This window comes from Vibrio plantisponsor, from assembly GCF_013041605.1.
Classification (GTDB): domain Bacteria; phylum Pseudomonadota; class Gammaproteobacteria; order Enterobacterales; family Vibrionaceae; genus Vibrio; species Vibrio plantisponsor.
Genome location: NZ_JABEQC010000002.1, coordinates 289,760 through 314,667, shown reverse-complemented (window position 1 = coordinate 314,667; position 24,908 = coordinate 289,760). Strand labels below are relative to the sequence as shown.

18 protein-coding genes are annotated in these 24,908 nt (G+C 45.0%); 6 read left to right on the top strand and 12 right to left on the bottom strand.

Going from position 1 to position 24,908, the window contains the following annotated elements; genetic code table 11:
• Nucleotides 1–186 precede the first annotated feature (186 nt).
• Entirely contained in the window at nucleotides 187–366 is a 180-nt protein-coding gene (locus HKI82_RS04770) for a hypothetical protein (protein WP_081878637.1), read from the top strand.
• A gap of 110 nt (nucleotides 367–476) precedes the next feature.
• Here the strand turns inward: HKI82_RS04770 and recD are convergent, their stop codons facing one another.
• The 3 genes from recD to recC all read right to left on the bottom strand — a co-directional run bounded on the left by recD (nucleotide 477) and on the right by recC (nucleotide 10,072).
• Nucleotides 477–2,651 carry an exodeoxyribonuclease V subunit alpha gene (recD, locus tag HKI82_RS04765; RefSeq protein ID WP_171137346.1) on the bottom strand — a complete coding sequence of 725 codons (2,175 nt, stop codon included), beginning with the start codon at nucleotides 2,649–2,651 and terminating at the stop codon, nucleotides 477–479.
• A complete protein-coding gene (recB, locus tag HKI82_RS04760) occupies nucleotides 2,648–6,268 on the bottom strand; it encodes an exodeoxyribonuclease V subunit beta (protein WP_171137345.1) in 3,621 nt (1,206 codons plus the stop codon). The genes recD and recB overlap by 4 nt, the downstream gene beginning before the upstream one ends.
• A 327-nt stretch (nucleotides 6,269–6,595) precedes the next feature.
• Nucleotides 6,596–10,072: an exodeoxyribonuclease V subunit gamma gene (recC, locus tag HKI82_RS04755; RefSeq protein WP_171137344.1), complete on the bottom strand. Its 3,477-nt coding sequence runs from the start codon at nucleotides 10,070–10,072 to the stop codon at nucleotides 6,596–6,598.
• Nucleotides 10,073–10,263: 191 nt separating this feature from the next.
• Between recC and HKI82_RS04750 the strand changes: the two genes are divergently transcribed.
• From HKI82_RS04750 to dapD, 3 genes are all read left to right on the top strand, one after another.
• A complete protein-coding gene (locus HKI82_RS04750) occupies nucleotides 10,264–11,193 on the top strand; it encodes a LysR family transcriptional regulator (RefSeq protein WP_171137390.1) in 930 nt (309 codons plus the stop codon).
• 90 nt (nucleotides 11,194–11,283) lie between these two features.
• Entirely contained in the window at nucleotides 11,284–11,580 is a 297-nt protein-coding gene (locus HKI82_RS04745) for a YebG family protein (RefSeq protein WP_102940412.1), read from the top strand.
• A 248-nt stretch (nucleotides 11,581–11,828) separates the two neighbouring features.
• Nucleotides 11,829–12,860 carry a 2,3,4,5-tetrahydropyridine-2,6-dicarboxylate N-succinyltransferase gene (gene dapD, locus HKI82_RS04740; protein WP_171137343.1) on the top strand — a complete coding sequence of 344 codons (1,032 nt, stop codon included), beginning with the start codon at nucleotides 11,829–11,831 and terminating at the stop codon, nucleotides 12,858–12,860.
• A gap of 57 nt (nucleotides 12,861–12,917) precedes the next feature.
• Here dapD and HKI82_RS04735 read toward each other — a convergent pair whose 3' ends face one another.
• Genes HKI82_RS04735 through rppH form a run of 5 tightly spaced genes read right to left on the bottom strand, consistent with a single transcriptional unit; the run spans nucleotide 12,918 to nucleotide 18,225 of the window.
• Nucleotides 12,918–13,769, bottom strand: a complete 852-nt coding sequence (locus tag HKI82_RS04735; RefSeq protein ID WP_042480275.1) for a thymidylate synthase — start codon at nucleotides 13,767–13,769, stop codon at nucleotides 12,918–12,920.
• A gap of 27 nt (nucleotides 13,770–13,796) precedes the next feature.
• Nucleotides 13,797–14,615, bottom strand: coding sequence for a prolipoprotein diacylglyceryl transferase (lgt, locus tag HKI82_RS04730; RefSeq protein ID WP_102940414.1), 819 nt, complete (start codon nucleotides 14,613–14,615; stop codon nucleotides 13,797–13,799).
• Nucleotides 14,616–14,650: 35 nt separating this feature from the next.
• Complete coding sequence (locus HKI82_RS04725; RefSeq protein ID WP_102940415.1) at nucleotides 14,651–15,445, bottom strand: sulfite exporter TauE/SafE family protein; 795 nt, start codon at nucleotides 15,443–15,445, stop codon at nucleotides 14,651–14,653.
• A gap of 9 nt (nucleotides 15,446–15,454) precedes the next feature.
• A complete protein-coding gene (ptsP, locus tag HKI82_RS04720; protein WP_102940416.1) occupies nucleotides 15,455–17,704 on the bottom strand; it encodes a phosphoenolpyruvate--protein phosphotransferase in 2,250 nt (749 codons plus the stop codon).
• A 2-nt stretch (nucleotides 17,705–17,706) separates the two neighbouring features.
• Nucleotides 17,707–18,225, bottom strand: a complete 519-nt coding sequence (gene rppH, locus HKI82_RS04715) for an RNA pyrophosphohydrolase (RefSeq protein WP_042480286.1) — start codon at nucleotides 18,223–18,225, stop codon at nucleotides 17,707–17,709.
• Nucleotides 18,226–18,859: 634 nt separating this feature from the next.
• Here rppH and mutH point away from each other — a divergent pair.
• Entirely contained in the window at nucleotides 18,860–19,525 is a 666-nt protein-coding gene (gene mutH, locus HKI82_RS04710) for a DNA mismatch repair endonuclease MutH (protein ID WP_171137342.1), read from the top strand.
• 272 nt (nucleotides 19,526–19,797) lie between these two features.
• Nucleotides 19,798–20,832: an NADP(H)-dependent aldo-keto reductase gene (locus HKI82_RS04705; RefSeq protein ID WP_171137341.1), complete on the top strand. Its 1,035-nt coding sequence runs from the start codon at nucleotides 19,798–19,800 to the stop codon at nucleotides 20,830–20,832.
• Nucleotides 20,833–20,872: 40 nt separating this feature from the next.
• Here HKI82_RS04705 and HKI82_RS04700 read toward each other — a convergent pair whose 3' ends face one another.
• The 4 genes from HKI82_RS04700 to lysS all read right to left on the bottom strand — a co-directional run bounded on the left by HKI82_RS04700 (nucleotide 20,873) and on the right by lysS (nucleotide 24,887).
• The gene (locus HKI82_RS04700; RefSeq protein WP_102940420.1) at nucleotides 20,873–21,124 is read right to left on the bottom strand and encodes a DUF1127 domain-containing protein; all 252 of its coding nucleotides are present in this window, start codon (nucleotides 21,122–21,124) and stop codon (nucleotides 20,873–20,875) included.
• A gap of 153 nt (nucleotides 21,125–21,277) precedes the next feature.
• Nucleotides 21,278–21,403: a hypothetical protein gene (locus HKI82_RS20605; RefSeq protein WP_261881153.1), complete on the bottom strand. Its 126-nt coding sequence runs from the start codon at nucleotides 21,401–21,403 to the stop codon at nucleotides 21,278–21,280.
• Nucleotides 21,404–21,729: 326 nt separating this feature from the next.
• Nucleotides 21,730–23,061 carry a cyclic-di-GMP-binding transcriptional regulator VpsR gene (vpsR, locus tag HKI82_RS04695; RefSeq protein WP_102940421.1) on the bottom strand — a complete coding sequence of 444 codons (1,332 nt, stop codon included), beginning with the start codon at nucleotides 23,059–23,061 and terminating at the stop codon, nucleotides 21,730–21,732.
• A 293-nt stretch (nucleotides 23,062–23,354) separates the two neighbouring features.
• Nucleotides 23,355–24,887 carry a lysine--tRNA ligase gene (gene lysS, locus HKI82_RS04690; protein WP_102940422.1) on the bottom strand — a complete coding sequence of 511 codons (1,533 nt, stop codon included), beginning with the start codon at nucleotides 24,885–24,887 and terminating at the stop codon, nucleotides 23,355–23,357.
• Nucleotides 24,888–24,908: the final 21 nt, after the last annotated feature.

Below are 24,908 nucleotides of genomic sequence, written 5' to 3'. Positions count from 1 at the left end.
TAATTTGTATTTTAGATGTTCATTAATTAATCACTTTTCATACAGCACAGAGCTGTGTAAAATCTCGCCACTCGTGACATAGATCACCTTATTGCATTGAGTTGGAATTCTACCTAAGGGCTTAACTTAGGGAGAGCACGGATTGCTTCAACGATAAATAACTTATTGAAGAGCAAACTAATTTATATGAAAACCGTAATTTGTAATTCGCTACAAAGCTTCTGGGATATGGCAGATCATAACTTCCTAGAAGGTCTAGATGTACATTGCGTGTTTCCCGTCAGTGACTACCTAAAAAGCTTTATCTTAGGCTCACAAACGCGCTATAAGATCCGCAATATCACTTTTTCAAAAGCTGTTTGCTAACACCTTTTGTGGATTCGCTAGGCAGCCAAGGAAGGTTGCCAGAATCTCTGCCTACGTACTTATTAACTAAACATTAGTAACGACTCATTGTCTCAACCAGAACCGTGAAGTTACCCTTTTAAGCGTTCAACCAATCCACTCGCTCGTTCAGTCTTAAACTGAATACCTCGTTTCAGCACACCGATATCACAATACAAAGCCAGACGCTCTTTCGCTCGGGTGATACCTGTATAGATCAGTTCACGCGTCACTATCGGACTGTACTCTGGCGGCAAAATCATCGCAGTGAATTCAAACTCACTACCCTGTGATTTATGAATCGTCATGGCAAACGCGGTTTCATGTTGAGGAACTCGGCTTGGCAATACAGCTTTTACGCTACCATCAGGAAGCTCGAAATAGACCTTCAATCTTTGCTCGGCATCCTCTTCATCTCGCATACATATGCCTATATCACCGTTATACAAACCCAGGGCGTGATCGTTCAGTGTCACCATTACAGGGCGACCGTGATACCAAAGCTCCTGTTGAGTCTTGATCAAATTACGCGCCGCCAAAGCACGTTCAATACGATGATTCAGCCCCAGCACACCAAAGTCACCTTCGCGCACTGCACACAGTAAACGACTTTGACTGAATGCTTTTAATACTGCTTTGGCTTCACTTGCCATCGTTTCAAGCTGCAAGCTTTCAACAGCATCAGTTATGACATCAGCTTTGTTACGCTTACCTGCTCGTTGAAGATAAACAGAATAAGCGTCCACCAAAGATTTGATCATCTGGTTATAGTTGTCGCTGCTTAACGGGTAGTGGTTAATATCCGAGAAATCTTGATTCCAGACTTCATCCACCTTCGCGGCTCTGCCGCTGTTTATCGCTTTCGCCAATTGTCCAATACCGGATCGGGCATCAAAACGGTAGCTTTTTTGCAGCATACACAAGCTATCTGCAACGCTGCTGTGCGAAGTCTTGGAGTGGGTAGATGAAACTGAATTGCCCAAGGTGTGGAAGCCGGTCAGTTCAGAGAGCAACTTGCCTTGCGCGGCGCTGTATCCGTTATCAATAAATGAGCAGATATCACCCAACACTGCGCCCGCTTCAACGGAAGCAAGCTGGTCTTTATCACCAAGTAAAATCAAACGTGCATGGCTAGGCAGTGCATCGACCAGTTTGACCATCATGGAGAGATCCACCATGGAAGCTTCATCCACCACCAGCACATCTAAGTGCAGCGGGTTCTTGTTGTGATGACGAAACTCAGCGCTGCCCGGAATGGCACCAAGCAGGCGATGAATGGTACTGGATGTGGTTGGAATTGCGGACTTTAAGTCCGGCTCTACAGCTAAACTTTCTACCGCTTTACCGATAGATTCAGTTAAACGAGCGGCCGCCTTACCTGTTGGTGCGACCAACTTAATATTCGGTGTATGACCTTGCTGCTGCGATTGGCGAATTAAAGCTGCGAGCAATTTGGTGACTGTTGTAGTTTTACCGGTTCCCGGTCCTCCGGAAATGACTGCAAAGCGACGTGTCAAAGCCACTGCTGCTGCTACTTTCTGCCAGTTTAAACAACTGCTTGCTGGAACGAGCGTATTCAGCGGTTGAAGATCTTCCATTCGCTGAACGCTGGTTAGCACGGCATCGATTGCAGTCCAGTTCAGTTGGCCATCGTCGACCACATCAAGGAAATCACACACCATTCGCTGACGACTGACCTGAGAAGTCTCACTGCTTTTCAAGGCTTTAAAAAGAAAGCGGTAGTCGCGTTCAAATAATACATCGAGCAGCTCCCTGAGCTTTTGAGCTTGAATAGGCTTTTGTACATCAGTAGGCTTTAAGATCATCGGTGACCCAAAGCTCTGTAATCTGTGTGCCAGAGTGACTTCATAATGCCAGTAACGATGCAAATAGAGTCTCTGCCCATCAAACATCAGCGGAACAGCTTCCCCTTGCAAGCCAACCAGCTTTGAGTTTGGCAGAATTCGATTCCAATCCGCATTTACCCAAAGAGGATTCACCGCTAAAGCCGCTTCGCCATACAACCCCAGTTTAGCGGACAGATCAACGCTGCTGCCGTGACTGTCCCACAGAGCTAGACAAATATTGCCTTTACCCAGTTCCGCACTGACAGCTGCCACCAGTAAAAGAAAGGCACTTTTTTCCTCTGCACTCAACTCGTCGCCAGACAAAAGCGAAGCGACAAAACGAGCAAACTGGTAGTCAAGCTGGCGAATACTGCCCTGCTTAGCCAAACGCGCTAACACATCCAATGCTTGTGTGCTCATAATCCTAGCTCCATTTGCCCAGCAGAGTTTGTGCGTTCATCCGGCTCTTTACCTTGTATTAATAAATCCAGTTCTTCTAACATTGCTTGGCTTGGTTTTGCATTGAAAATACCGTGCTGCGCTTTGCCATTCATACCGCGCAGGAACAGATAGTAAACACCACCGAAGTGTTTGTTGTAGTCATAGTCCGCTAAGCGACTTTGTAAAAAACGGTGCAGCGCTAATGCATACAACTGATATTGCAGATCGTATCTGTGTTCTGCCATTGCTGAAGCCAAGCGTTCACTGTGGTAAGCCTCAACTTCATTGCCTAAATGATTCGATTTCCAGTCCAGAACATAGTATTTGCCTTCATGTTCAAACACTAAGTCGATAAAGCCTTTCAGCATACCCTGAACGGTGTAGAACCCCAGATCACCAGCTTTGGCAGAAAGAGGATCATGGCGTTGAATCACACGGTTTAAAGCTGGTGCGGTGAGCACTTCAATTGGCAACAAAAATTCCATCTCAACCAATCTCTGATGAGGCTGTTTTTGGTTAAGCAGTAACTTTTTACCATCTAGCGGAGTCGCCAACACATCGTCCACCAGCTTTTGGATCACTGGTAACCATTCCATCTCTAACTGTTCTAATTCCAGCAGATGACTGATGATTTTTGTGTTGTGCTCGCTGGTTGCAGATTCAGTGAACTCAACCTCTTCAAACACGGTGTGCAAGAAAGTACCGGGGCGCGCACCTCGCGGAAAAGTGAAAATAGTTCGTTCTATTTCCGTCTCTGTCAGGTCATCGTGTTCATCCGCAGAATCCACATCGAAACCCGCAATCTCAATTGTTGCGTCATGTTCTTTTTGATGGCTGCCCTGCTTCACCAAACCCGAGTAACTGGTAATACGCCAAAAACGGTCAATCTCACTTTGCAGCTCCCTGGCTTTAAGAGCTGGTAGTGTTTGTTCTGACGGCGTAAATACGGTGTCATATGCTTCTGGAGGCGAAGTAACTAAGACAGAAGATAAGTGTTTTGCATGGGTTTGAACGGACTGGGTCAGGAGATCAATCCCCCCTTCCTGCCCGTTTTGCAGCAGATAACCGATAGCGCTGTGATGAACACCCGTAGGCTCTTTGGTTGAGCGCCCATTACGCAGAGGGGCAACACCGATAAAACATCCATAAACCGAGCGGGTTAATGCCACATAAATCAAACGCAAATCTTCCGCTAAACGTTCTTTGTCTGCCTGTTGCAGAGCCTGTTTATCACCAGTGATATCCAGCAGAGTTTCACCGCTGGCAGTGTCGTAAAACTTACCTTCGCTCGCTTCTCGATAGCTGACCACAAACGGCAAAAACACCAACTCATATTCCAAACCTTTGGATTTGTGGATGGTGACGATCTGCACCAGATTTCTTTCTGACTCCAAACGTTGAATCGCTTCGTCATTACCCCCCATGCCTTGCTCGGCATCGGTGATCGTTTGAGCCAACCAACGTAACAAGCCGTGGTCACTATCGATATCTTGAGTGGCTTGTTGCAACAGTTCGCTGATGTGCATGAAATCGGTAAGATTTCGCTCTCCATCTGGCTCTTCCAGCCAACGTTCTGCAATATGACGCAGGCTTAAAACAGATCGAAGCATTGGCAGCACGCCACGCTCAAGCCAAAGCTGTCGGTACTGCTTAAACTCGTTAACGGCTTTTTCCCACTCGTTTTCATCGTTATTGAGTGCATCAAGCTGCTTCGAATTCAGCGCAAACAATGGCGATGCTAAAGCCGCGCGTAGCGCTCGGTCATTTTCAGGAGTAAGCACAGCTTGAAGTAAACGTTGAATATCTTGAGCAATTGAACTGGTAAACACGCTATCACGGTTAGACAGATACACACTGGCAATACCTTGTTTCGCCAGTGCTTCTTTAATCATTCGCCCTTCATTCCCCGTGCGAACCAATACGGCAATGTCACCCGCTTGAATCACTTTGTCTTTGCCACTCCTAAAGTGGGCCTGACCTTGCTGCGCCGCCGTTAAAATGGTTTGAATCTGGCTCGCTGTAGCCTGCGCCATAACATCCAAATAACTGCCTTTGGTAACTGGCGAAGCTTCCGTTTCTTGCAACCAATAAGTCAATGCGGGTTGTTTCTCGCCGTTTAACAGCCACTCTTTTTTAGCGGCGTACGGGTTTGGTTTAACAGGCAAGAAAGGAATATCAGCATCATAAATAAACGGGCTGTCAGCCAGCTCAAATACTTGGTTAACCGCCTCTACCATATCGGCGCTTGAACGCCAGTTGGTTCCCAAGGTGTAATGAGCAGCAACCTGATTACGCGCTTTAATGTAGGTAAAAATGTCCGCGCCGCGGAAGGCGTAAATCGCCTGTTTAGGGTCACCGATCATAAACAAGCCACACTCCGGATTGTTCAGATAAATGCGGCTAAAAATACTGTATTGCAGCGGATCGGTATCTTGGAATTCATCGATCATTGCCACCGGATAAAGATGGCGAATGCGCTCTGCTAGCAAGCCTTGCTCATCGCCATCGATAGACGCAGACAGTTGACTCAACAGATCATCAAACGACAACCACTGTTTGCTCGCTTTGGCTTTCGCCAACATAGTGCGGCAATGATGAATGGCGTGCGCAACTAAAGGTGCTTCAATCGTTATTGGCTCTGCTAAGAACTGTTCAATAACGTTAAAAACCTCAAGTTGAGGCGGATTACCTTTCTTAGATTTCTCTGCCAGTTTGCTTTGAGCAAACTCAAATAACGCTTCAGGCACCAGCAAATCATGAGTGGCTGAACTCGCCCACTGAGTCAGACTCTCGATACGTCTCAATAATGCATTTTGAGAGTTTTTATGCAGATCTGAGCCAGTAATACTTGGCTCAATATCCTCCAGCGCCGCAAGCCATTGCTTCTTGATAGCATCAATTTTCAGCAGATTGCTTTTATGCAGCTCCGCCAGATCGCCGTCCATCATAGGAGTGGTCAGTGACAATGGAATACCCGATAAATAGCCACCAATTTTTTCTAACAGTGCTGCGGGGGAAGACCACAAGCGTCGAACTTCGGCCACCAAATTTAATGGCAAAGGATAGAACTGACGACGCCAGTAGTCAGCGACGACTTGTGCTTTCAGATGGCTTTCATCGGTGACAAATTCATTGTTAAAGCGGCTGCCTGATTCAAAAGCATTTTGCGTCAGCATTCGTTGACAGAAACCATGAATGGTATAAACCGCCGCTTCATCCATCTGACGTTCAGCATCCAGCAGAAGCTTGGCTGCGTAAGCGTGATCCGCAAAATCGTTGAGTAAAGGTTCAATCACGGGGTCATCGCTGTGACCCCGAGAGAAGGCTAAGCGGGCATCATGAATACGCGCTCGAATACGGTCGCGTAGTTCAGCGGTTGCCGCTTCAGTAAAGGTCACCACTAAGATTTGCTCTACGGTTAAAGGTACTTGACGGCGAGTTTCTTCACTTCCATGTCCCAACAACAGGCGCAAATAGAGCCCAGCAATGGTGAAGGTTTTACCTGTACCCGCAGAAGCTTCTATCAAACGCGCTCCATGCAGTGGAAACGTCATGGTCTCTAGTGGCGTTGCTACGATACTGGAAGGAAGATTCATTCGTTTTTATGCCTTTCGTTAAACCAATAATTGTGTCGCAAAATTTATGTGATCTTGTTTAAGAATTTATATGTTGGTGAATGCAAGCGTCAGCGCTCAGATAGTTATGCGAGTAGCTTCACAGAACGCACCAACTTGGAACATTACACTGCACCCACTTAATGCAAACTTAGTTTATAAAATAACCACTTATAGTTTATACAAACTATCCGTTTTAAAACGCTGCCTGCATTAACACCGAATTATGGTCCCTCTGACCTGTGGCCGTACAGCGAACGCCCTACACCAATAATGATTTTCTGGCGGCCACTTATTCCTGTACTTCTGTTACTCACTTGCACTACCCACCGCATCAGCACTATCCACTAACTGCAACCTAGGTGCTTGTAGCACTAAGCAGGAAAGCAGCCGTGCCTGCTGAGCAAGTTCGTCATTCCAAGTTGGCCAGATTCGTGCGATATACGCGTTATTACCTTCACCAGTTGTGGCGTATCCGTCGTTAAAACATTCGGACATTTTTTTCAAAGATTTTTCTTCATCTTCTACCCATTTTCCGCGGCTGAATCCAGCTTCAATACAGGCTAATGCCGTTTTCGGGAAATAGGCGATGGGTGATGTCATTCCCAGATAAAACAGGCGGATAAGCTCATCCAGCAACTGTTTGGCCAGATCGCTGCTTTCAACCGGAGGCAGAATCTGGTGCACAACACCTTCTTTGCGATCATAACCAACCAAGTGAGTTTTGCTGACAATCCCCATAGCAGCGTGGCACAGGTGATCTATCCAAGCTGCCAACAAATCTTGTGACCGAATGGAACCACTGCGATAACGAACTAAACCGGATTGGAAGCGCTTGGTTAACCATCCGGTCAACTGAACTGGCTTAGACTCACCCAGTATCTGACTGGTGATATTGACCTCGAAATCATCCAGCGGTGACTGACATAAGAAGTGGATTTTCTCTAGCACCTCTTCGGTTTGAACGCGGTTTGCTTCAAACTCCAGTTCACCAAAAGCACCGACAGGCAATTTGCCCTGAGCACGTTGCTGTTGAATAAACTGCTGTAACCTTGCTTCTTTATCTGCCTGAACATCAACACTGAGCAACACATCAAGCAAACTATCGCGCAGCTGGTAGCTGTTCAAACCATCCAGTGCAAAAGGTTCATCATCTTCCATCACTGCTAATGGCGGTTCAAAAACCACTTTTAAGCGGCGATTGAAAAAATACTGCACCGGAAGTCGCCAAAAACGTTGTAACTCAACCAAATCAAGTTCTAACGGATAACTCACATCCAGTAAATAATCATCCAGCGGCAAATTAAATTCACCACTTGGCGTGCCCTGACGCAACGCTGCTGGCAGCCATTCTTTGGCGTAACTGCCCGCTTCACTTAAGAAAGTTTGTGGACTAAACGGCACCATAGTGTGAACAGTGGATATCTTATCCACCAGCTTTTTGCCTGAATCGTCACTTGGCAGCGCTTCATCACCCGCTAAACAATAGTTTTGCTGGCAGTATTCCAATAACTCACTCACCAGCACTGACGGTACGCGCTCAGTGTTGTCTTGAATTGAGCGACCAACATAGCTGATATACAGACTTTGCTGCGCAGAGAGCATAGCTTCCAGAAACAGGTATCTGTCGTCGTCTCGGCGTGAACGGTCGCCTCGTCGAGTCCGGCCGTTCATCAAATCGAAACCTTCTGGCGGCATAGAACGCGGATATACGCCGTCGTTCATTCCCAACAAGCACACAGCTTTGAAAGGAATCGAACGCATTGGCATCAGGGTACAGAAGTTCACTTGTCCGGCGAGGAAACGCTGACTCACGCGTGTACCCGACAGCTTGTTAGTCAGGTATTCACTGATGATTGCTGGCGCGATGTCTTCGTGATAACCGGCATCGGCCAGTTGCTCTTTAAGGGAAACCAAAGTATCGCGAATGGATTTCAGCGCCATTTCACCATCCAGATCGACAGCAAAGAAATCATCAAGCAGGTTGCTGAGTACTTCGCGCCACTCATCAATCGCTTGAGTTTGAGCCAACAACGTTCGATAACAACTGACCGTCTCAATAAAGTGCGCCAGTTTACCTGCCAGCTCAGCGTTCATCCCTTGCACCTCGTTATAAGGAGCGTAAGCGTGCTCGCCATGTTCAAACAGTGCTGTCGAAGCGGGCATCGCATAGCCCAATAGCATGCGAGAAAGACCAAATTGCCAGGTGTTCTGCTCTGTTTCTGGCAGCTCAAATTCTTGAGCGGTAGTACCATTCAGGCCCCAGCGAATACCAGACTCTTCCACCCAGCGTTTCGCCAGCTCAAATTCGTTATCATCAAGCTCAAATCGGCTCATCATGGCAGGGGTTTCCAGTAGCTCTAGCAGCTCAGACGCCAAACAGCGTGAGTGCGGCAAATTCACCAACTGGATGAATGCATTTAAGATTGGGCTCTCTTGGTTCGCGGTTCGGTCAGAAATCGAATACGGGATAAAACGTTCGCCGGGTGCATTACCAAACACAGCTTGAATATAGGGACTGTAAGCGTTGATGTCCGCCACCATTACAATGACATCACGCGGTTTAAGCGTTGGATCGCGGTCAAACATGGCTAACAGCTCATCATGCAACACTTCCACTTCACGCATTGGGCTATGGCAAGCATGAATGGTTAGAGAGCGATCTTGGCTGTTGATGGTCGGTTTGTGAGTGCTGCTATCAAGAATGTGATCATCTTGATGCTCTTCCAGATGCAAAATATCGGCTTGCAGCTGTTGCAACAACGTCTCGCGTGGAATATCGATAAACAGCTCATGCTCTTCATTATCATCTTGAGCCAACAAATAAAGATTATCGCGCCCCAATTTTCCCATTGAAGCCAGCAAGCTATTACCTACCGCACTGTTGATATGCAGTTCATCTTCGGCAACATTGCTTTCAATATCCCCTTTGAGCGGCGATATTTCGCCCGTCACTGAAAGTGTATGTTCGTTCAGAGCTAGCTGTTTGCGACGCTGGTTTTCGATTCGAGCCAGATATTTACGATCTCGAATATCTCCCCAGTAATACTGGCAAGGGTTGGTAAACATAAGGTGTACATCAATGTGTTCGCCTAATGCTTTTAATGCATCCATATAACGGGGAGGCAAAGAGGAGATACCAAAGATAAACAGCCGTTTGGGCAATTTCTCGAAAGGGACATGACCGCTCGCAAGAGCTTCAATAAAGCGTTGATATAAGTTTGCGCGGTGATAATGCGATTGCTGCTGATGAATGACGGTGTAGTCGTAAAGCTGTTTCCACAATATCGGTTGCCAAGGGTGCTCTTCACCAATCTCGTCAACCGTTTCGCCTTTCTCCCAAGCTTCAATCCAATCAGGTCGGTACACCAGATAGCCATCAAAAATATCAGCAATTTTTTCAGCCAGCTGATAGAGCTTAGACTGGTCTGCATCATCTTTGAGATAACTTTTCAGTGGTGAGAAAGCGTCCAACTCCAACTGAGTCGGTAACAACTCCATCAGTTTCCAGGTCATTGCCTCTTTGTTAAAAGCACTGCGCTTGGGAACATCCGGTAAAACATGGGTGAACATTTCCCAAATAAAGGTCGCTGGCAGCGGAAAATCGATGTTTGCCGCAACCCCGAGTTCCTGTGCCAAAGCCATTTTCAGCCACTGCGACATACCCGGACTTTGAACCAAGATTTGTTCTTTCTCAAATGGGTTTTCCAGAGGTGCAGCTTTGATTAAATGCACCAACAAGATTTTTAACGTATCGACTTTATTGGAATGGTAAACAGTAAACACAATTCACTCATGCAGTTCTCACCTAATAGCCGTTGAGATTAGCACAACTACCTGAACATTTATCTAAGCCAATATTCAAAAGGTTAACTATTCCTCACTCTCGCTTTTTACTTCATCAATTAGGTTTTTACTTCATCAGTGTTTAGCAGTAAGTTAACTTTATTCAGTAGCGTTCAGTTTAGTTAAACAAAATCATGAGCAATATTTCTCTCAAGCAAATCAAAGTGTTTACCACTATTACTCAGCACAAAACCTTAACCACGGCGGCTGAAGCACTGTTTTTGTCCAAGGCAGCGGTGAGTATGGCTCTGTCGGAACTGGAGAAACATATTGGCCATGCGCTGTTTGACCGAGTAAATAACCGATTGGTTCTCAATCAAGAAGGGCAAAAGCTCTTACCGCTCGCCGATGAGTTGCTCAGCCGCTCTAACGCTATCGACCAGCTTTTCGATGGTGATAATTCTTTATCTGGGCAATTGCGTATTGGTGCTAGTGACACTATAGGCAACCAAGTCGCACCCTACCTGCTCAGCCACTTTCGCCAAAAGTATCAACACCAGCAACAGAGCCTGTTCATTTCTAACTCTGCGCTGATTTGCGAAAAACTGGTCGACTACGAACTGGATATCGCTCTGATCGAAGGCAAAACATTGCACCCGCAACTGATTTCCACTCAGTTCAGCCAAGATGAAATGTGCATTGTCTGCTCTCCTAATCACCCATTGGCACAGCAAGAAAAAGTGACATTGCGAGATTTTGAACAGAGCGAATGGATGTTGCGCGAGGCAGGCTCGGGCTCAAGAGAGTTCTTTTTAAGGGCCGTTGCGCCACGTATTGAACATTGGCAGGAAGCCTTTCAGCTAAACACTACCGAAGCGATTATCAACTGTGTTTCGGCAGGATTAGGCTTTGGTTGTTTATCTAAACTGGCGGCGCAAACTGCGGTCAATGATGGTCGAATCAAGATACTGAATGTACCTCTGGATATGAAGCGACGTTTCTGGCTACTGGTACACAAAGAGAAATACCAAAGCCCGCTGCTCAAACATTTCATTGAGTTCTGTCATCAGTGGCATAAGAGTTCGGACACAGAAAACAACAGCAGAAAACCGCTTGATTGATGTATCAGCTTTGTTGTCCTCGTCTGGACATTTCATTATTAAAACTGTATAAACAGACAGTAATTCAAACACCAATTTAGAGGAAGGACCATGGCTGTCATCGTTAAGTACGTGGTGGAACGCAACGGAGAAGAGAAAATGACTTTTACCTCGAAAGCCGAAGCTGACGCTTATGACAAAATGCTGGATATGGCGGACGAGCTGTTCGAACTAATCGGTAAAAGTGAACTGATTGAAGATGAAGCGAAAACCGAAGAACTGGCTATGTTCTTAGCTCAGAACAAAGAAGACGTTTTGATCGCTTTAGGTGCAAAACGCAAACCAACACCACCGACAAAGAAACCAAAAGCAGTGAAAACGGAAGATGCCGTTGACGACGCTGCCTAAGCTTCCCTTGTAAGCTCGGTTGTTTAAGTTTGGTTTGAGAACCGCTGCCTAGTCAGCGGTTTTTTATTCCATTTAGAGAGATATATCTCCCAAAAGACAAAAGGTATCGTTCTACGGACTTATTGCTTTTTTACTCTTTTATCACTGAAAAACTCTCTTTATGATGACCATCAACAGATTATTAATGCAGCGACTTAGCTCAACAGGTTGTCTGCTATACCCCATTGAAAATAATACGGAGAGCAAACATGGCGTATTTTGCACTTGGCTTTGGTACGGCAACAAAAAACCGTGATGGAAAAATTATCGAAGCATGCTTCCCTGCACCGATTCTAAATCCTAGCGATGCATTAGTGACTAGCGTAGCAGCTATCGCAGGTTACACAGACGGTAACCAAGCAATTGAAATTACGGCTGAGCAAAGCGCGCAGCTTGCAAAAGCATTTGCTGAAAACGACCAAGCAGTTAACGCTTCATTTGCAGAAAAAGCGGCTAACTCATCACAACCTCTAGTACTTGTAGTACTCGCCGCAGATGAAAAACCTCAATCTGTATCTGAAGGTTTCCTTAAACTGCAACTTATTTCAAACCGCCTAGTACTGCCACACGGCACTGTGCTAGATGGTATTTTCGGTCTGCTGCACAACATCGCATGGACCAACGAAGGTCCGATTGACCTGCCAGAACTGACTGAGCGCCAAATCGAAGCTCGCCTAGCAGGCCGTGCTCTTACAGTCGATTGTGTAGATAAGTTCCCTAAAATGGTCGACTACGTGGTTCCAGCGGGAATCCGTATTGCTGATACTTCTCGTGTACGTCTTGGCGCACACGTGGGTGAAGGCACAACGGTTATGCACGAAGGCTTCATCAACTTCAACGCGGGTACGACTGGCGTAAGCATGGTTGAAGGCCGTATCTCTGCGGGTGTGCTAGTCGGTAACGGTTCTGACATCGGTGGCGGCGCATCCATCATGGGTACACTGTCTGGTGGCGGTACTGTGGTTGTTTCAATCGGTGAAAACTCACTTCTAGGTGCAAACTCAGGTCTTGGTTTCCCTCTAGGTGACCGTTGTACTGTTGAATCTGGCCTATACGTAACAGCGGGTACCAAAGTACGTATGCTGGACAAAGAAGGTAACGAAGTAGAGATCGTTAAAGCGCGTGATCTTGCTGGCGTATCGGATCTTCTATTCCGTCGCAACTCACAAACCGGTCAGGTTGAGTGCTTAGCAAACAAATCTGCGGTTGAACTGAACAGCGAACTTCACAGCAACAACTAATCTGTTGCTCTGAGATCGAAAAAGGCGCATTAAGCGCCTTTTTTATTTCTGTTGATTTTAAACCGAAAACGGATACTGAATTGGGTCGTGAAACTCGTACCCTGTCACTTCGAAGTCATCCAAAGTTACCCACGTTTCCAAATCTTCCAGTGATTTAATCTCTGGGTTGATATGGAATTTAGGTGCAGCAAGAGGCTCACGCTTTAACTGAACGTCTCGCATCAAGGCTAATTGGTCTTCATAGATGTGAGCATTCACAATCTTATGGAACGCCTGCCCCGGTTTCTTACCGGTTATTTGTGCCATAACAGCGAGGAAGACATAAACCTGAACCATGTTGAAGTTCAGACCAAGCGGGACATCGCATGAACGTTGCGTGCTATTCAGATACAGAGTGTCACCCAGCAAAGAGAAGTGATGACTGTACATACAAGGGCGCAAGCAGCCCATATGGAACTCACCTGGGTTGTAGAAATTCAGAATTTCACCGCGATCATCCACACCACGAGTTAAGTCATCCACGATTTTCTTAAGCTGATCGATATGACCGCCATCCGGCTTTGCCCACGCACGACCTTGTACGCCATAGACTCGTCCCATGTCATCTTCACCTTTACGGTAAGGATTGTTGAGCCAAGCTTCATTCAGGTTTGCATTGGCATCCCAAGTTTTAGTGCCTAACTTGCGGAAATCTTCCGCGTTATCATAACCGCGGATATAGCCAAGCAGTTCAGCAACTGCGGCTTTCCAGAAACTCTTACGCGTAGTGACCAGCGGGAACTGATTGTTGGCAACATCGTAAGTTAAATCAGCATTAATAACGGTAAGACAACGTTTACCAGTGCGTTCATTTTCAATCCAAACGCCTTCATCAACGATTCTCTGGCAGAGATCCAAATACTGTTTCACAAAATACCCTTACTTTGATTTTTTAACTTACTTATTCGCAACGCTGTCTTTGTATAGGCCACGCTTGTATGCCCACACCATCATCAGTACGCCCAGAATCACCATCGGAAGTGACAACAACTGCCCCATTGAGATGACACCACCGAGCAGCAGGCCAAGCTGAGCATCGGGCTCACGAACATACTCAACGAGGAAACGGAATGTACCATATCCAGCTAAGAATAGCCCTGAAACTGAACCAAGCGGACGAGGTTTCTTGATAAACCAGTTAAGGATAAAGAACAGAACCACACCTTCAAGAGCCATCTCATAAAGCTGCGAAGGATGACGAGGTAATGGACCACCATTAGGGAAGACAAACGCCCAAGGCACATCTGTCACTCGGCCCCAAAGTTCGCTGTTCATAAAGTTACCTAAACGTCCCATGCCTAAACCAAAAGGTACAAGTGGGGCAACAAAATCGGCGACTCCAAAGAAGGTACGCCCATTCTTTCGCGCGTACCAAATCATTGCAGAGATAACACCGAGCAAGCCGCCATGGAAAGACATACCGCCTGTCCAGACTTTAAATAGGTAAAGAGGATCGGCTAAGAACATATCGAAGTTATAGAACAGAACGTAGCCCACACGGCCACCGATAATGACCCCTAAGAATCCAGCAAACAATAAATCGGATACTTGTTCTCGATTCCAAACACCGTCAGAGCGATCTGCACGACGATTGGCAAGCCACATTGCAAACAAGAAACCGACCAGATACATCATTCCATACCAACGTATGGAAATAGGGCCAATGGCGACCAGAACGGGGTCAATATTTGGGAACTGAAGATAACCCTGAGACATAAAATACGTTCTCTTCTACTTAGTGAAAAAAGGAATTACTGAACCAGCATGGTTACAGCAACAAACATAAGAAATACAGCAAAAATTCGTTTCAGCGATGCCGTCGGAAGCTGCGTCGACAACTTGGCACCAACACGTGTTGTCATCATTGAAGTCGCAGCTATAGCCACTAATGCAGGTAGATAAACATAACCCCAACTGTATTGAGGTAAGTCTGCCACCTGATATCCACTGACAACAAAACCAAGCATCCCAGAGACTGCAATGCCAAAACCGCACACGGCGGAAGAACCCACCGCTTTTCGCATTTCCACTCCGTGACGATTTAAAAACGGCACTGAAAGTGAACCGCCACCCACGCCAACAAGGCTAGAGACAATGCCAATTCCACCACCACACAACGCCGTGATCACTGCATTCGGCATGGGATGATGAGAGAGAACTTTAATCGAACGAAACATCTGCCAAGCCAGCATCATCACAATGATGCTGAATACTTTGGGAAGATATTGATTGGGAATCCAATCAGCGACCGTTGCGCCGAAATAGCCGCCAAACAAGACACCCGGCATTAACCATTTCACCGCGAACATGTCGACGTTGCCGAGCTTAAGGTGACTCAGCGCAGAAGAAAATGAAGTAAGAATAATAGTCGCTAAAGAGGTGGCTAATGCCATATGCATTAATATTTCGGAAGAGATGCCCGCCTTAGGTAACAGAAAAACCAACGCAGGAACAACGACTAAACCGCCACCAATTCCCAGTAGACCTGCAAGCACGCCAACAACAGACCCTAACACCAGTAATAGAGCCAGTAATTCGAAATTCACATTTAATTCCTATTTCTTGCCAGCGCGGACAAAACCTGCAAGCCCTTGTTCTTCAATATAACCTAGCATCATATTATAAATATCTTTGCCGTAAGGCTGCATCAACGCTTTGTCAGCAAGTTCAACTAATTGTGACATTTTTGCATTTCGTACAAGGTATTTGACCTTAGCTACATTGGAGGTGTTCATACTCAGTGTGGTATAGCCTAAACCGATAAGCAGCATAGAACCTATCGGGTCACCAGCTAATTCCCCACAAACACACACCGGAATATTGTGTGTGGTACAAATTTGCTGAATTTGCTTAAGCGCCATGACAACCGATGGATGCATTGACTCATAGACATCAGCAACGCGCGAATTGTTCCGATCTACGGCCAATAAATATTGAGTCAAATCGTTGGTACCGACTGAAACAAAATCAATTTTATCGGCAATCAGAGGAAGCAGATAGAGCATTGACGGCACTTCAACCATGATGCCAATTTCAGGCATGACAATGCTCGGGTCTAACTTCACCGCTTCACTATATGCTTGATGAATCAACTTGAGTGAATCATCTAACTCAGTGGTGCTAGAAATCATTGGCAGCAAAATACTGAGGTTATTGTGCGCTTTACTGGCGCGCATCATTGCCCTCAATTGGATAAGGAAAATATCAGGATGATCTAAGGTGAAGCGAATACCGCGCCAGCCAAGGAACGGGTTGTCTTCCTCTATTGGTAGATAAGGAAGCGGTTTATCACCACCGACATCTAATGTACGCATTACTACCCGTTTATCTGGGTAGGCATTGAGTACACTGCCGTATTGCTGAATTTGCTCTTCTTCTGAAGGGAAGCGGTGTTGCAGCAAAAATGAAAATTCGGTTCGGTATAACCCGACGCCATCGACCCCTTTATTGATCGCAATATTGGTATCGGCACTGAGACCCGAGTTCAACATCAGCTCAATGTGAGAGCCATCTTGAGTAATCGCAGGTTGGTCAATGACTTCATTGACCATTTTAGACAGTTCAGTTTCTTCGTTCGCCAACGCTCGATATTCAGAGAGAATCGACTTCGCTGGTGAAATAAAGATCTTGCCACTATAGCCATCAACAATACCGGTTTTACCGTTGATGTCTTTAAGGTTTAAAGACACCCCCATAACAGCGGGAATGCCTAACGCCCGTGACAAAATTGCCGCGTGCGAGTTAGCTGCCCCTTCAATAGAAACGACGGCTAATAATTTGTCTTTAGGGAGCGCAGCCAAAATGGTAGCGGTTAACTCACGAACCACCAAGATGATAGGTTGTTCTAACTGATGTTGTTCTTGCTCTGTATTGTGCAAAAAGAACAATAGACGTTGACCGAGCTCGCGAATGTCTTGCGCTCGTTCACGCAGATACACATCTGACATTCGAGCAAAACGGTTGGAGTAACTTTCCACCACTTGTCGCAACGCCCAATCCGCTCTGTCCCCTTTTTGAATCTGAGTTTTCAGGTCCTTGCGCAGCATAGGATCATTCAAAAGGTGAGTAAACAGATCGAAGATCGCCAGTGCTTCTTTGTTAATGTCACTGTCGAGCTTTTTACGCATTTTGCGAAAATCGCCCAGTGCACTCTCAATCGCCAGCGCTAACCACTCTTGTTCACGATCGATATCTAAGGTCGATGCAGGGTAGACTTCAGAAAGTTGAGGTTGAGTGTCATCCCACCAAAACTCGCCAATCGCAACCCCAGAAGAGGCCGCAACACCAGAGATCGAATGTTGCTTCTTCTTTGAAAGCAACCATTGTCCCTGAGTTTGAGCGTGCGCGACAATGACCGCAAGCTGAGCTGCTAACGTTACGAGGAAAGAAACTTCCATCTCGCTAAAAGAGCGAGGAGACTTTTGCTGAACAACCAGTACGCCAAGTACTTGTTTACGGTAAATAATTGGAGTGCCAAGGAAAGAGTGGTAAACCTCTTCCCCCAGTTGTTTGAAGTATTTGAAATTTGGGTGCTTAGACGCTTCTGCTAAGTTAATCGGTTCCGCTGAACGTTTGACTAAACCCACCAGACCTTCTTCGAAGCCAATATGAATTTTATCGCCTTTGAACTTCAAGCCTTGAGTCGCCATCAGTTCTAAACGTTGCATTTCTTCATTAGCAAGATAGACAGTGCAGCACTCTGTTGCCATAGCGCTGCACGTTTGCTTTACAAAGATATCTAACGCCTGATTGACATTCTCTACCTTTGAAACCTGTTCAACTATCTCCCTTAGCTGAGAAAGCATGTCTATCCTCTTCGATTTTTGCGTTTACCTTTAACCTTCCGCTCTCTAAACGGCATCGCTAATGAAGCAAACTCCTTCATTGCACGACGATATACATCACGCTTAAAAGACACCACTTGTCTCACTGGGTACCAGTAACTCACCCAGCGCCAACCATCAAATTCAGGGGAACTGCCACGTTGCATGTTAATCTTCGATTCATCACTTTCCAAACGTAGCAAGAACCATTTCTGTTTTTGTCCAATACAGACAGGTTGAGAATCCCAACGAACTAGGCGCTTTGGTAACTTATATCTTAACCAATGACGGCTTGTCGCAATGATTTTCACATCTTTCTTAGTTAACCCAACCTCTTCGTAAAGCTCTCTGAACAGTGCTTGTTCAGGAGTCTCACCTTCATCGATTCCCCCTTGAGGAAACTGCCATGAATGTTGTCCGTATCGTTTCGCCCAGAATACCTGACCATGGTTGTTACAAATCACAATACCTACATTGAGTCGGTAACCATCGCCATCTATCACTGGCAAACCTCTAGTAAAATCTGTAATTGTTCTGATTTTTCCACATATCCCCAATATGAGCAAACTTACTAGTGTGATTCACACGAGATTTATCGTCGACAACCCCTCAATAGAATAGTTTTTAATCAAAAAATAAGTTATCAACAAAAGAGTGGGAGCTAGACCACATTTATTCACGATTTCTGTGAATAACCATGTGAAGAAGACAGTGAACTGTGTAAAAAAAACATAACCCCAATAAATACCTAATAGATAAACAATATAGGAAATCCAATTTATTCCTTAATAAACATAAAGTTAAACTTAAATTTCAGATAACCAACTTAAAACAGCAGCCACTCTATTTTTTGATCACTTAGAAAGGTCAAAGATCAACCAATCTCACTGTTATCCACACTGCCAGAAAAAAATAGCTGAAAATAACGCCAGCATAGTGGTAAATGACTGTACAAACCCCTGTTTATTCATACATGAAGGTATTATTTCATCTGCTTTAATGTATTTTTTGTGGATAACTTGAGAAAAGATCATAATTTACTCACTATGTTCATTCTTCCATCAAGATCCTTTATTACCATATTTTTGTTACAATCGCCGTTTTCGTCATCAAAATTAGATTATTCAAACTCAGGCTATGAAACCAGAACCGAAAAGCGAACAAGAGCTATTAGAAAGAGCTTGGCAAATAGCAGGAATGAGCTATCAACAGTTAGCAGATGAAGCCAACATGATCGTTCCGCCTGATCTTAAAAAAGACAAAGGTTGGGTTGGTCAGTTACTGGAGTGGCATCTAGGCGCAAGTGCAGGTAGTAAACCTCAGCAAGACTTTGAAGATCTCGGCATAGAACTGAAAAGTATCCCTATCAGCTACAGTGGAAAACCATTAGAAACGACCTTCGTTTGCGTTGCTCCCTTAACCGGAGTTCACGGACTCACTTGGGAGAATAGCCATGTGAGAAACAAGTTGTCGCGCGTGCTTTGGATTCCTGTCGAAGGAGAGCGCGAAATCCCATTAGCAGAGAGACGAGTAGGTTCTCCGCTAATTTGGAGCCCCTCTTTGGAAGAGGAAGCGCAGCTAAAAGCGGACTGGGAAGAGTTAATGGAATTTATTGTGTTGGGCAATGTTTCGCAAATCACCGCTAAGCACGGAGAAGTACTGCAACTTCGCCCAAAGGCAGCCAACGGCAGAGTATTAACTGAAGCTTACGGCGCAAATGGAAAGCCAATTCGCACACTTCCACGCGGATTCTATCTTCGCACCCAATTCACCGCCAAAATTCTACAAAACTACTACGCGTAAGATGGTTTCAGCCACACTCTATTATTCGTGTTTTCTGAAGGTTAACTTGTTCATAGCTGTCATTCCCCCTATATGTGAAGAGGTGGCTTGCCTTGTCTGCTTCTTCCCTATCGAGCTAAGTGATAAATAAAATTCATTTCCGTTTCGACTCATTATTCGCTTATAGTAAAAATCATCTTATAAAAAGCTGTTTTAAATTCAGCGCTCTATACCACTCATCGTGGTTAACAGAGAACAAAAACAGCAAATCTCGAGTTAAACAAGGAAGTGCTATGCAATATACCAAACTGCCACACTCAACCTTAGAAGTGAGTAAACTCTGTTTAGGTACAATGACATTTGGCGAACAGAACACTCAAGCAGAAGCGTTTAGTCAGCTAGATTATTCTCTGGAACGTGGTATTAACTTCATTGATACCGCTGAAATGTATCCCGTTCCGGCAACGCTGGAAACTCAGGGAAAAACCGAAGAATTCATTGGTAACTGGATTGAGAAATCAGGCAAGCGTGAAAAAATCGTACTTGCTTCAAAAGTGTCTGGCCCAAATAGAAACGCACCGATTCGCGAGAATATGGCGCTCGATCACCGCAATATTCATCAAGCCATTAACGACAGTCTTTCACGCCTAAAAACCGATTACATCGACTTATACCAACTGCATTGGCCTCAACGCCAAACCAATATGTTTGGTCAACTGAACTATCCTTATCCAGATAGTCAGGAAGAGGTCACGCTAATTGAGAGCCTAGAAGCGTTGAATGATTTAGTGCGTATGGGGAAAGTTCGTTATATCGGTGTATCCAATGAGACACCGTGGGGGCTGATGACCTACCTGCGCTTGGCTGAAAAGCACGATTTACCTCGTATGGTCACTATCCAGAACCCTTATAGTCTCCTAAACCGCTCGTTTGAAGTGGGTCTTTCAGAAATCAGTCACTTTGAAGGTGTTAAGCTGCTGGCTTATTCTCCATTAGCTTTTGGTGCACTGAGCGGAAAATATTTGAACGGCGCGCGACCAAAGGGCGCTCGTTGCAGCCTGTTTGAACGCTTCCAACGCTACTTCACTCCTCAAGGTGTCAAAGCAACGGAAGCTTACGTGAACTTGGCTCGTGAGTTTGGTTTAGATCCGGCACAAATGGCGCTAGCGTTTGTTAATCAACGTCCATTTGTCGCTTCGACAATTCTCGGAGCGACAAACTTGGAACAATTAAAAGCAAATATTGATAGTTTGGATATTGAACTAAGCGAAGAACTGCTGCTTAAAATTCAAGAGATTGGTACTACCTATTCCAATCCATGTCCTTAACAAGTTGTTGGGGGCTAGAGCAGTAACTAGCCCCCTTGTATCACGTCGGTATTCGCAAACTTAAAACACGACGGATATGACGTACGTGGCGTTCAGCTTTGGCTTCAATAGGGACACTCACACCAATCGGACGACCGTCTGGTTGCAAACCAATATCTTTCAAAAGATGAACATTATGCCAAGGTAAGTCATAGCGGCTACGGCGTATTTTTCGCTTCCACTCTCTTTCTTCTCGACGTAAATCAGCGCGAACTAAAAGTGTTGCTAGTTTTATATAAAATGAGTGACTCATGGTATTTCTCCAGTTAGTTAAAGTACTTGATTAACAAGTAGACTGAGAGAAATAGCGACTAAGTTAGAAAGCATCGGTAAGACGCAATAAGGGTAGGACTACCTCTAAACTTCGCTGCTATTTCCGCAGCCTGATTTAGAGGTTACGGATTAACTAAATATCTTTGCCTTGTTTGCTGATTTTTCGGTCAGCGATGGACGCAGCCATATCCGCACCAATGAAGGCGGTATTGGATGCATTGCGGGCGCAAACAGTATGAACAGATATGAAATGTTTCATGATGCGCCTCCAAGCAAAATAGTTAATCCAAAAGTAGGTAATTTCAGTAAGCTAGACTTACGGTTAAATAGTATGCAACTCAGATAATAATTCAACCCCAAAGCATTAAAAAAAGACAAAATAAAACCATTCATCTATTCACGACGTAAATACAACAAGAGAAGTGTAATATTTCAATAACATTGGGCTAATGTGAAGAATTATTAACCAAAAAAAGAGGTCGCCTATTGGTAACCTCTCATTTATTCATTGATTACAGACCGATTATCCCGTGATTGAGATGCTGAATGCGGGTATATCCTCCTAAATAAGAAGGAAAAAACCGATCAATAAGTGCTATCTGTGATTAAGTTGTGCTTATTGAGCAGACGATACATAGTGGCTCGCGATACTCCCAGCTCCTTAGCGGCAACAGATACCTGTCCTGAATACGATTCCAACACAAGTAACAATGCATCACGTTCTGAGCGTTCTCGAATGCTCTTCAAGCTACGTTTTCCGTCACTGCGCTTAGGAAGCTCTAGATGAGACTCTTCAAGCACCACTGTATCCGACATCAATACCACGCGTTTTATCTGATTCATCAGTTCACGAACGTTACCCGGCCAATGATAACGAGTTAATACACGTGTCGCGTCTTCTGAGAAGCTTCTGGCTTGTGCGTTGTACTCTTTCGAATACAGTTGTAAGAAATGGCGAGCCAAAATAGCAATATCCCCTGCTCGCTCCTTCAAACTCGGCACATTGATACGCAGAACATTAATGTAGTGGTAGAGCTCTTCATTAAAGTTGCCATCTATCAATGCTTTTTCAATATCCGAAGAGTTTGCAGAAAGAATGCGAACATCCACCTCTTTCACTCCATCCGGAGTTTCGACTGTACCTTCTTGTAAAAATCGCAACAGATTCAATTGCTGACTCTTTGGCAATGTCAGAATGTCATTAAGCAATACAGTTCCGCCGTCAGCCTGCAACAAGATAGGCATTTCACTGCCATCGTTACCGATACCAAACAGTTCACTTTCAATTCGATTCTCAGGCATCGCACGGCAATTTACTGACAAAAACGGTTTCTGCGCGCGAGCTGACGTTTTATGGATAGCTTTCGCCACAGTCTCTTTACCCGTGCCACTTTCTCCATAAATCAAAATGCTGACATCAGTTGGACCAATTCGCTTAATTTGGTCACGAAGACGCTTAACTGGAATAGAATCACCAATCAGTCCCATATCGCTATTCGAGCCATAGTGAGGCCAAACTTTTTTCTCCAGCTTCAACATACCAAGCTGGTGACCAATAGTGCTTAATAGTTGAGTATCAGGAATTGGAGCAGTAAAGAAGTCGATACAGAAGTTCACAATAAACTGGCAGATGGTGTCAGAGCTGAGCTGAGATTCACGAATAAATGCCAACCAACGAACTTGCTTATGGTTGCTCACTAAGTTTGCTATGCCATTTAAGCTGAACTCATCATGACACAGGTCAACAATACCAATACAAGGCCCTGTTTCCGCAAACAGCGTATCAGCCTGACGAAGATCCGCGCACTGCGTGCATCTCCACCCTACTTGCTCTAAAACAGAAAGCCATGGTTCGTATGTGCCACCGACAACTATCAACGACCCCGGTACAGAGTCCATACGGAACTGATTAGCCATGAACTTATCCTTATTATTTAAATTCTTGATTTGCCACTGCTGTTTTACGCTCAGGCAACTGACGATACAGTAACGAGACTTAAGACATTAGTCTGTCTCATATATAAGACTAGTAAGGAAATGGAAATATTTCTAATTAAAACCTTAATGTTGATCGAAAAACTCGATTAAGAAGTTGATCATTAAAACGAATATGCGATCTAACCAAGCATCATTTCTAACGCTAAAAATACTCAGATATAAAAAAACCGCCCGAAGGCGGTTTTTATTAAACGACAATTTCAAGCAACAAATTATTGCTGTGGACGCATTGCTGGGAACAGAATAACGTCGCGAATCGTGTGTGCGTTTGCAAACAGCATTGCTAGGCGGTCAATACCGATACCTTGACCAGCTGTTGGCGGAAGACCGTGCTCAAGAGCAGTAATGTAGTCTGCATCGTAGAACATTGCTTCGTCGTCACCAGACTCTTTCGCATCAACCTGTGCTTTAAAGCGAGCATCTTGGTCTTCTGCATCATTAAGCTCAGAGAAACCATTCGCAACTTCACGACCACCGATGAAGAACTCAAAACGGTCTGTAAAGAATGGGTTGCTATCACTACGACGAGCAAGTGGAGAGATATCTGCTGGGTAACCAGTGATGAAAGTCGGCTGGATCAGTTTTGGTTCAGCTGTTTCACCAAAGATCTCTTCAAGAAGCTGACCACATGTCCAGAAATCTTCTACTTCAACGTGAACAGATTTCGCGATAGAAACCATAAGATCACGGTTTTGCAGATCTTCTTCAGTCAACGCTTGGATTTGAGCGTGGTTTGGATTGTAGTGCTTAATTGCTTCGAACATGCTCATGCGAGCGTATTTACCGCCGAACTCAACCATTTCGTCGCCATAAGGCATCGCTGTTGCACCTAGAACATTGATAGCGACAGTGCTTAGCATCTCTTCAGTCAGATCCATCAGATCTTTGTAGTCAGAGTACGCTTGGTAGAATTCCATCATTGTGAATTCTGGGTTGTGACGAGGAGAAAGACCTTCGTTACGGAAGTTACGGTTGATCTCAAACACACGATCAAAACCACCTACCACTAGACGTTTTAGGTATAGCTCAGGTGCAATACGCAGATACATATCGATATCTAGCGCGTTGTGGTGAGTTACGAATGGGCGAGCAGAAGCACCACCTGGGATCACGTGCATCATCGGTGTTTCAACTTCTAGGTAACCTTTCGAAGTCATGAAAGCACGGATAGCACTAACTAGTTTAGAACGAATGATGAATGTCTTACGTGAATCTTCGTTAACGATCAGGTCAACGTAACGCTGACGGTAACGCATCTCTTGGTCAGTCAGACCGTGGAATTTTTCTGGAAGTGGACGAAGTGCCTTAGTTAGCAACTCGTACTCATCCATGTTCACGTAAAGATCGCCTTTACCTGATTTGTGTAATGCACCTTTAACACCAATGATGTCACCGATATCTAGGCCTTGGTATTTCTCTTTCAGCTCTTTTTGTACATCTTTAGATGCATAAGCTTGAATACGGCCTGAAGTCTCTTGAATAACAAGGAATGGACCACGTTTTGCCATTACACGACCAGCAATAGCAACGATATGGTTTAGCTCTTCTAGCTCTTCTTTAGTCTTTTCACCGAACTCAGCTTGTAGATCACCAGCTAGGCTGTCACGACGGAAATCATTTGGATGACCATTCGCTTTGCAGCTCTTACGGATGTGCTCTAACTTGCTACGACGCTCTGCAATCAGCTTGTTTTCTTCTTGCGCGATTTGTTCTTGATTCATTTCGTTTTGAACAGCATCAGTCATTTTGCATGTACCCTGTATTGT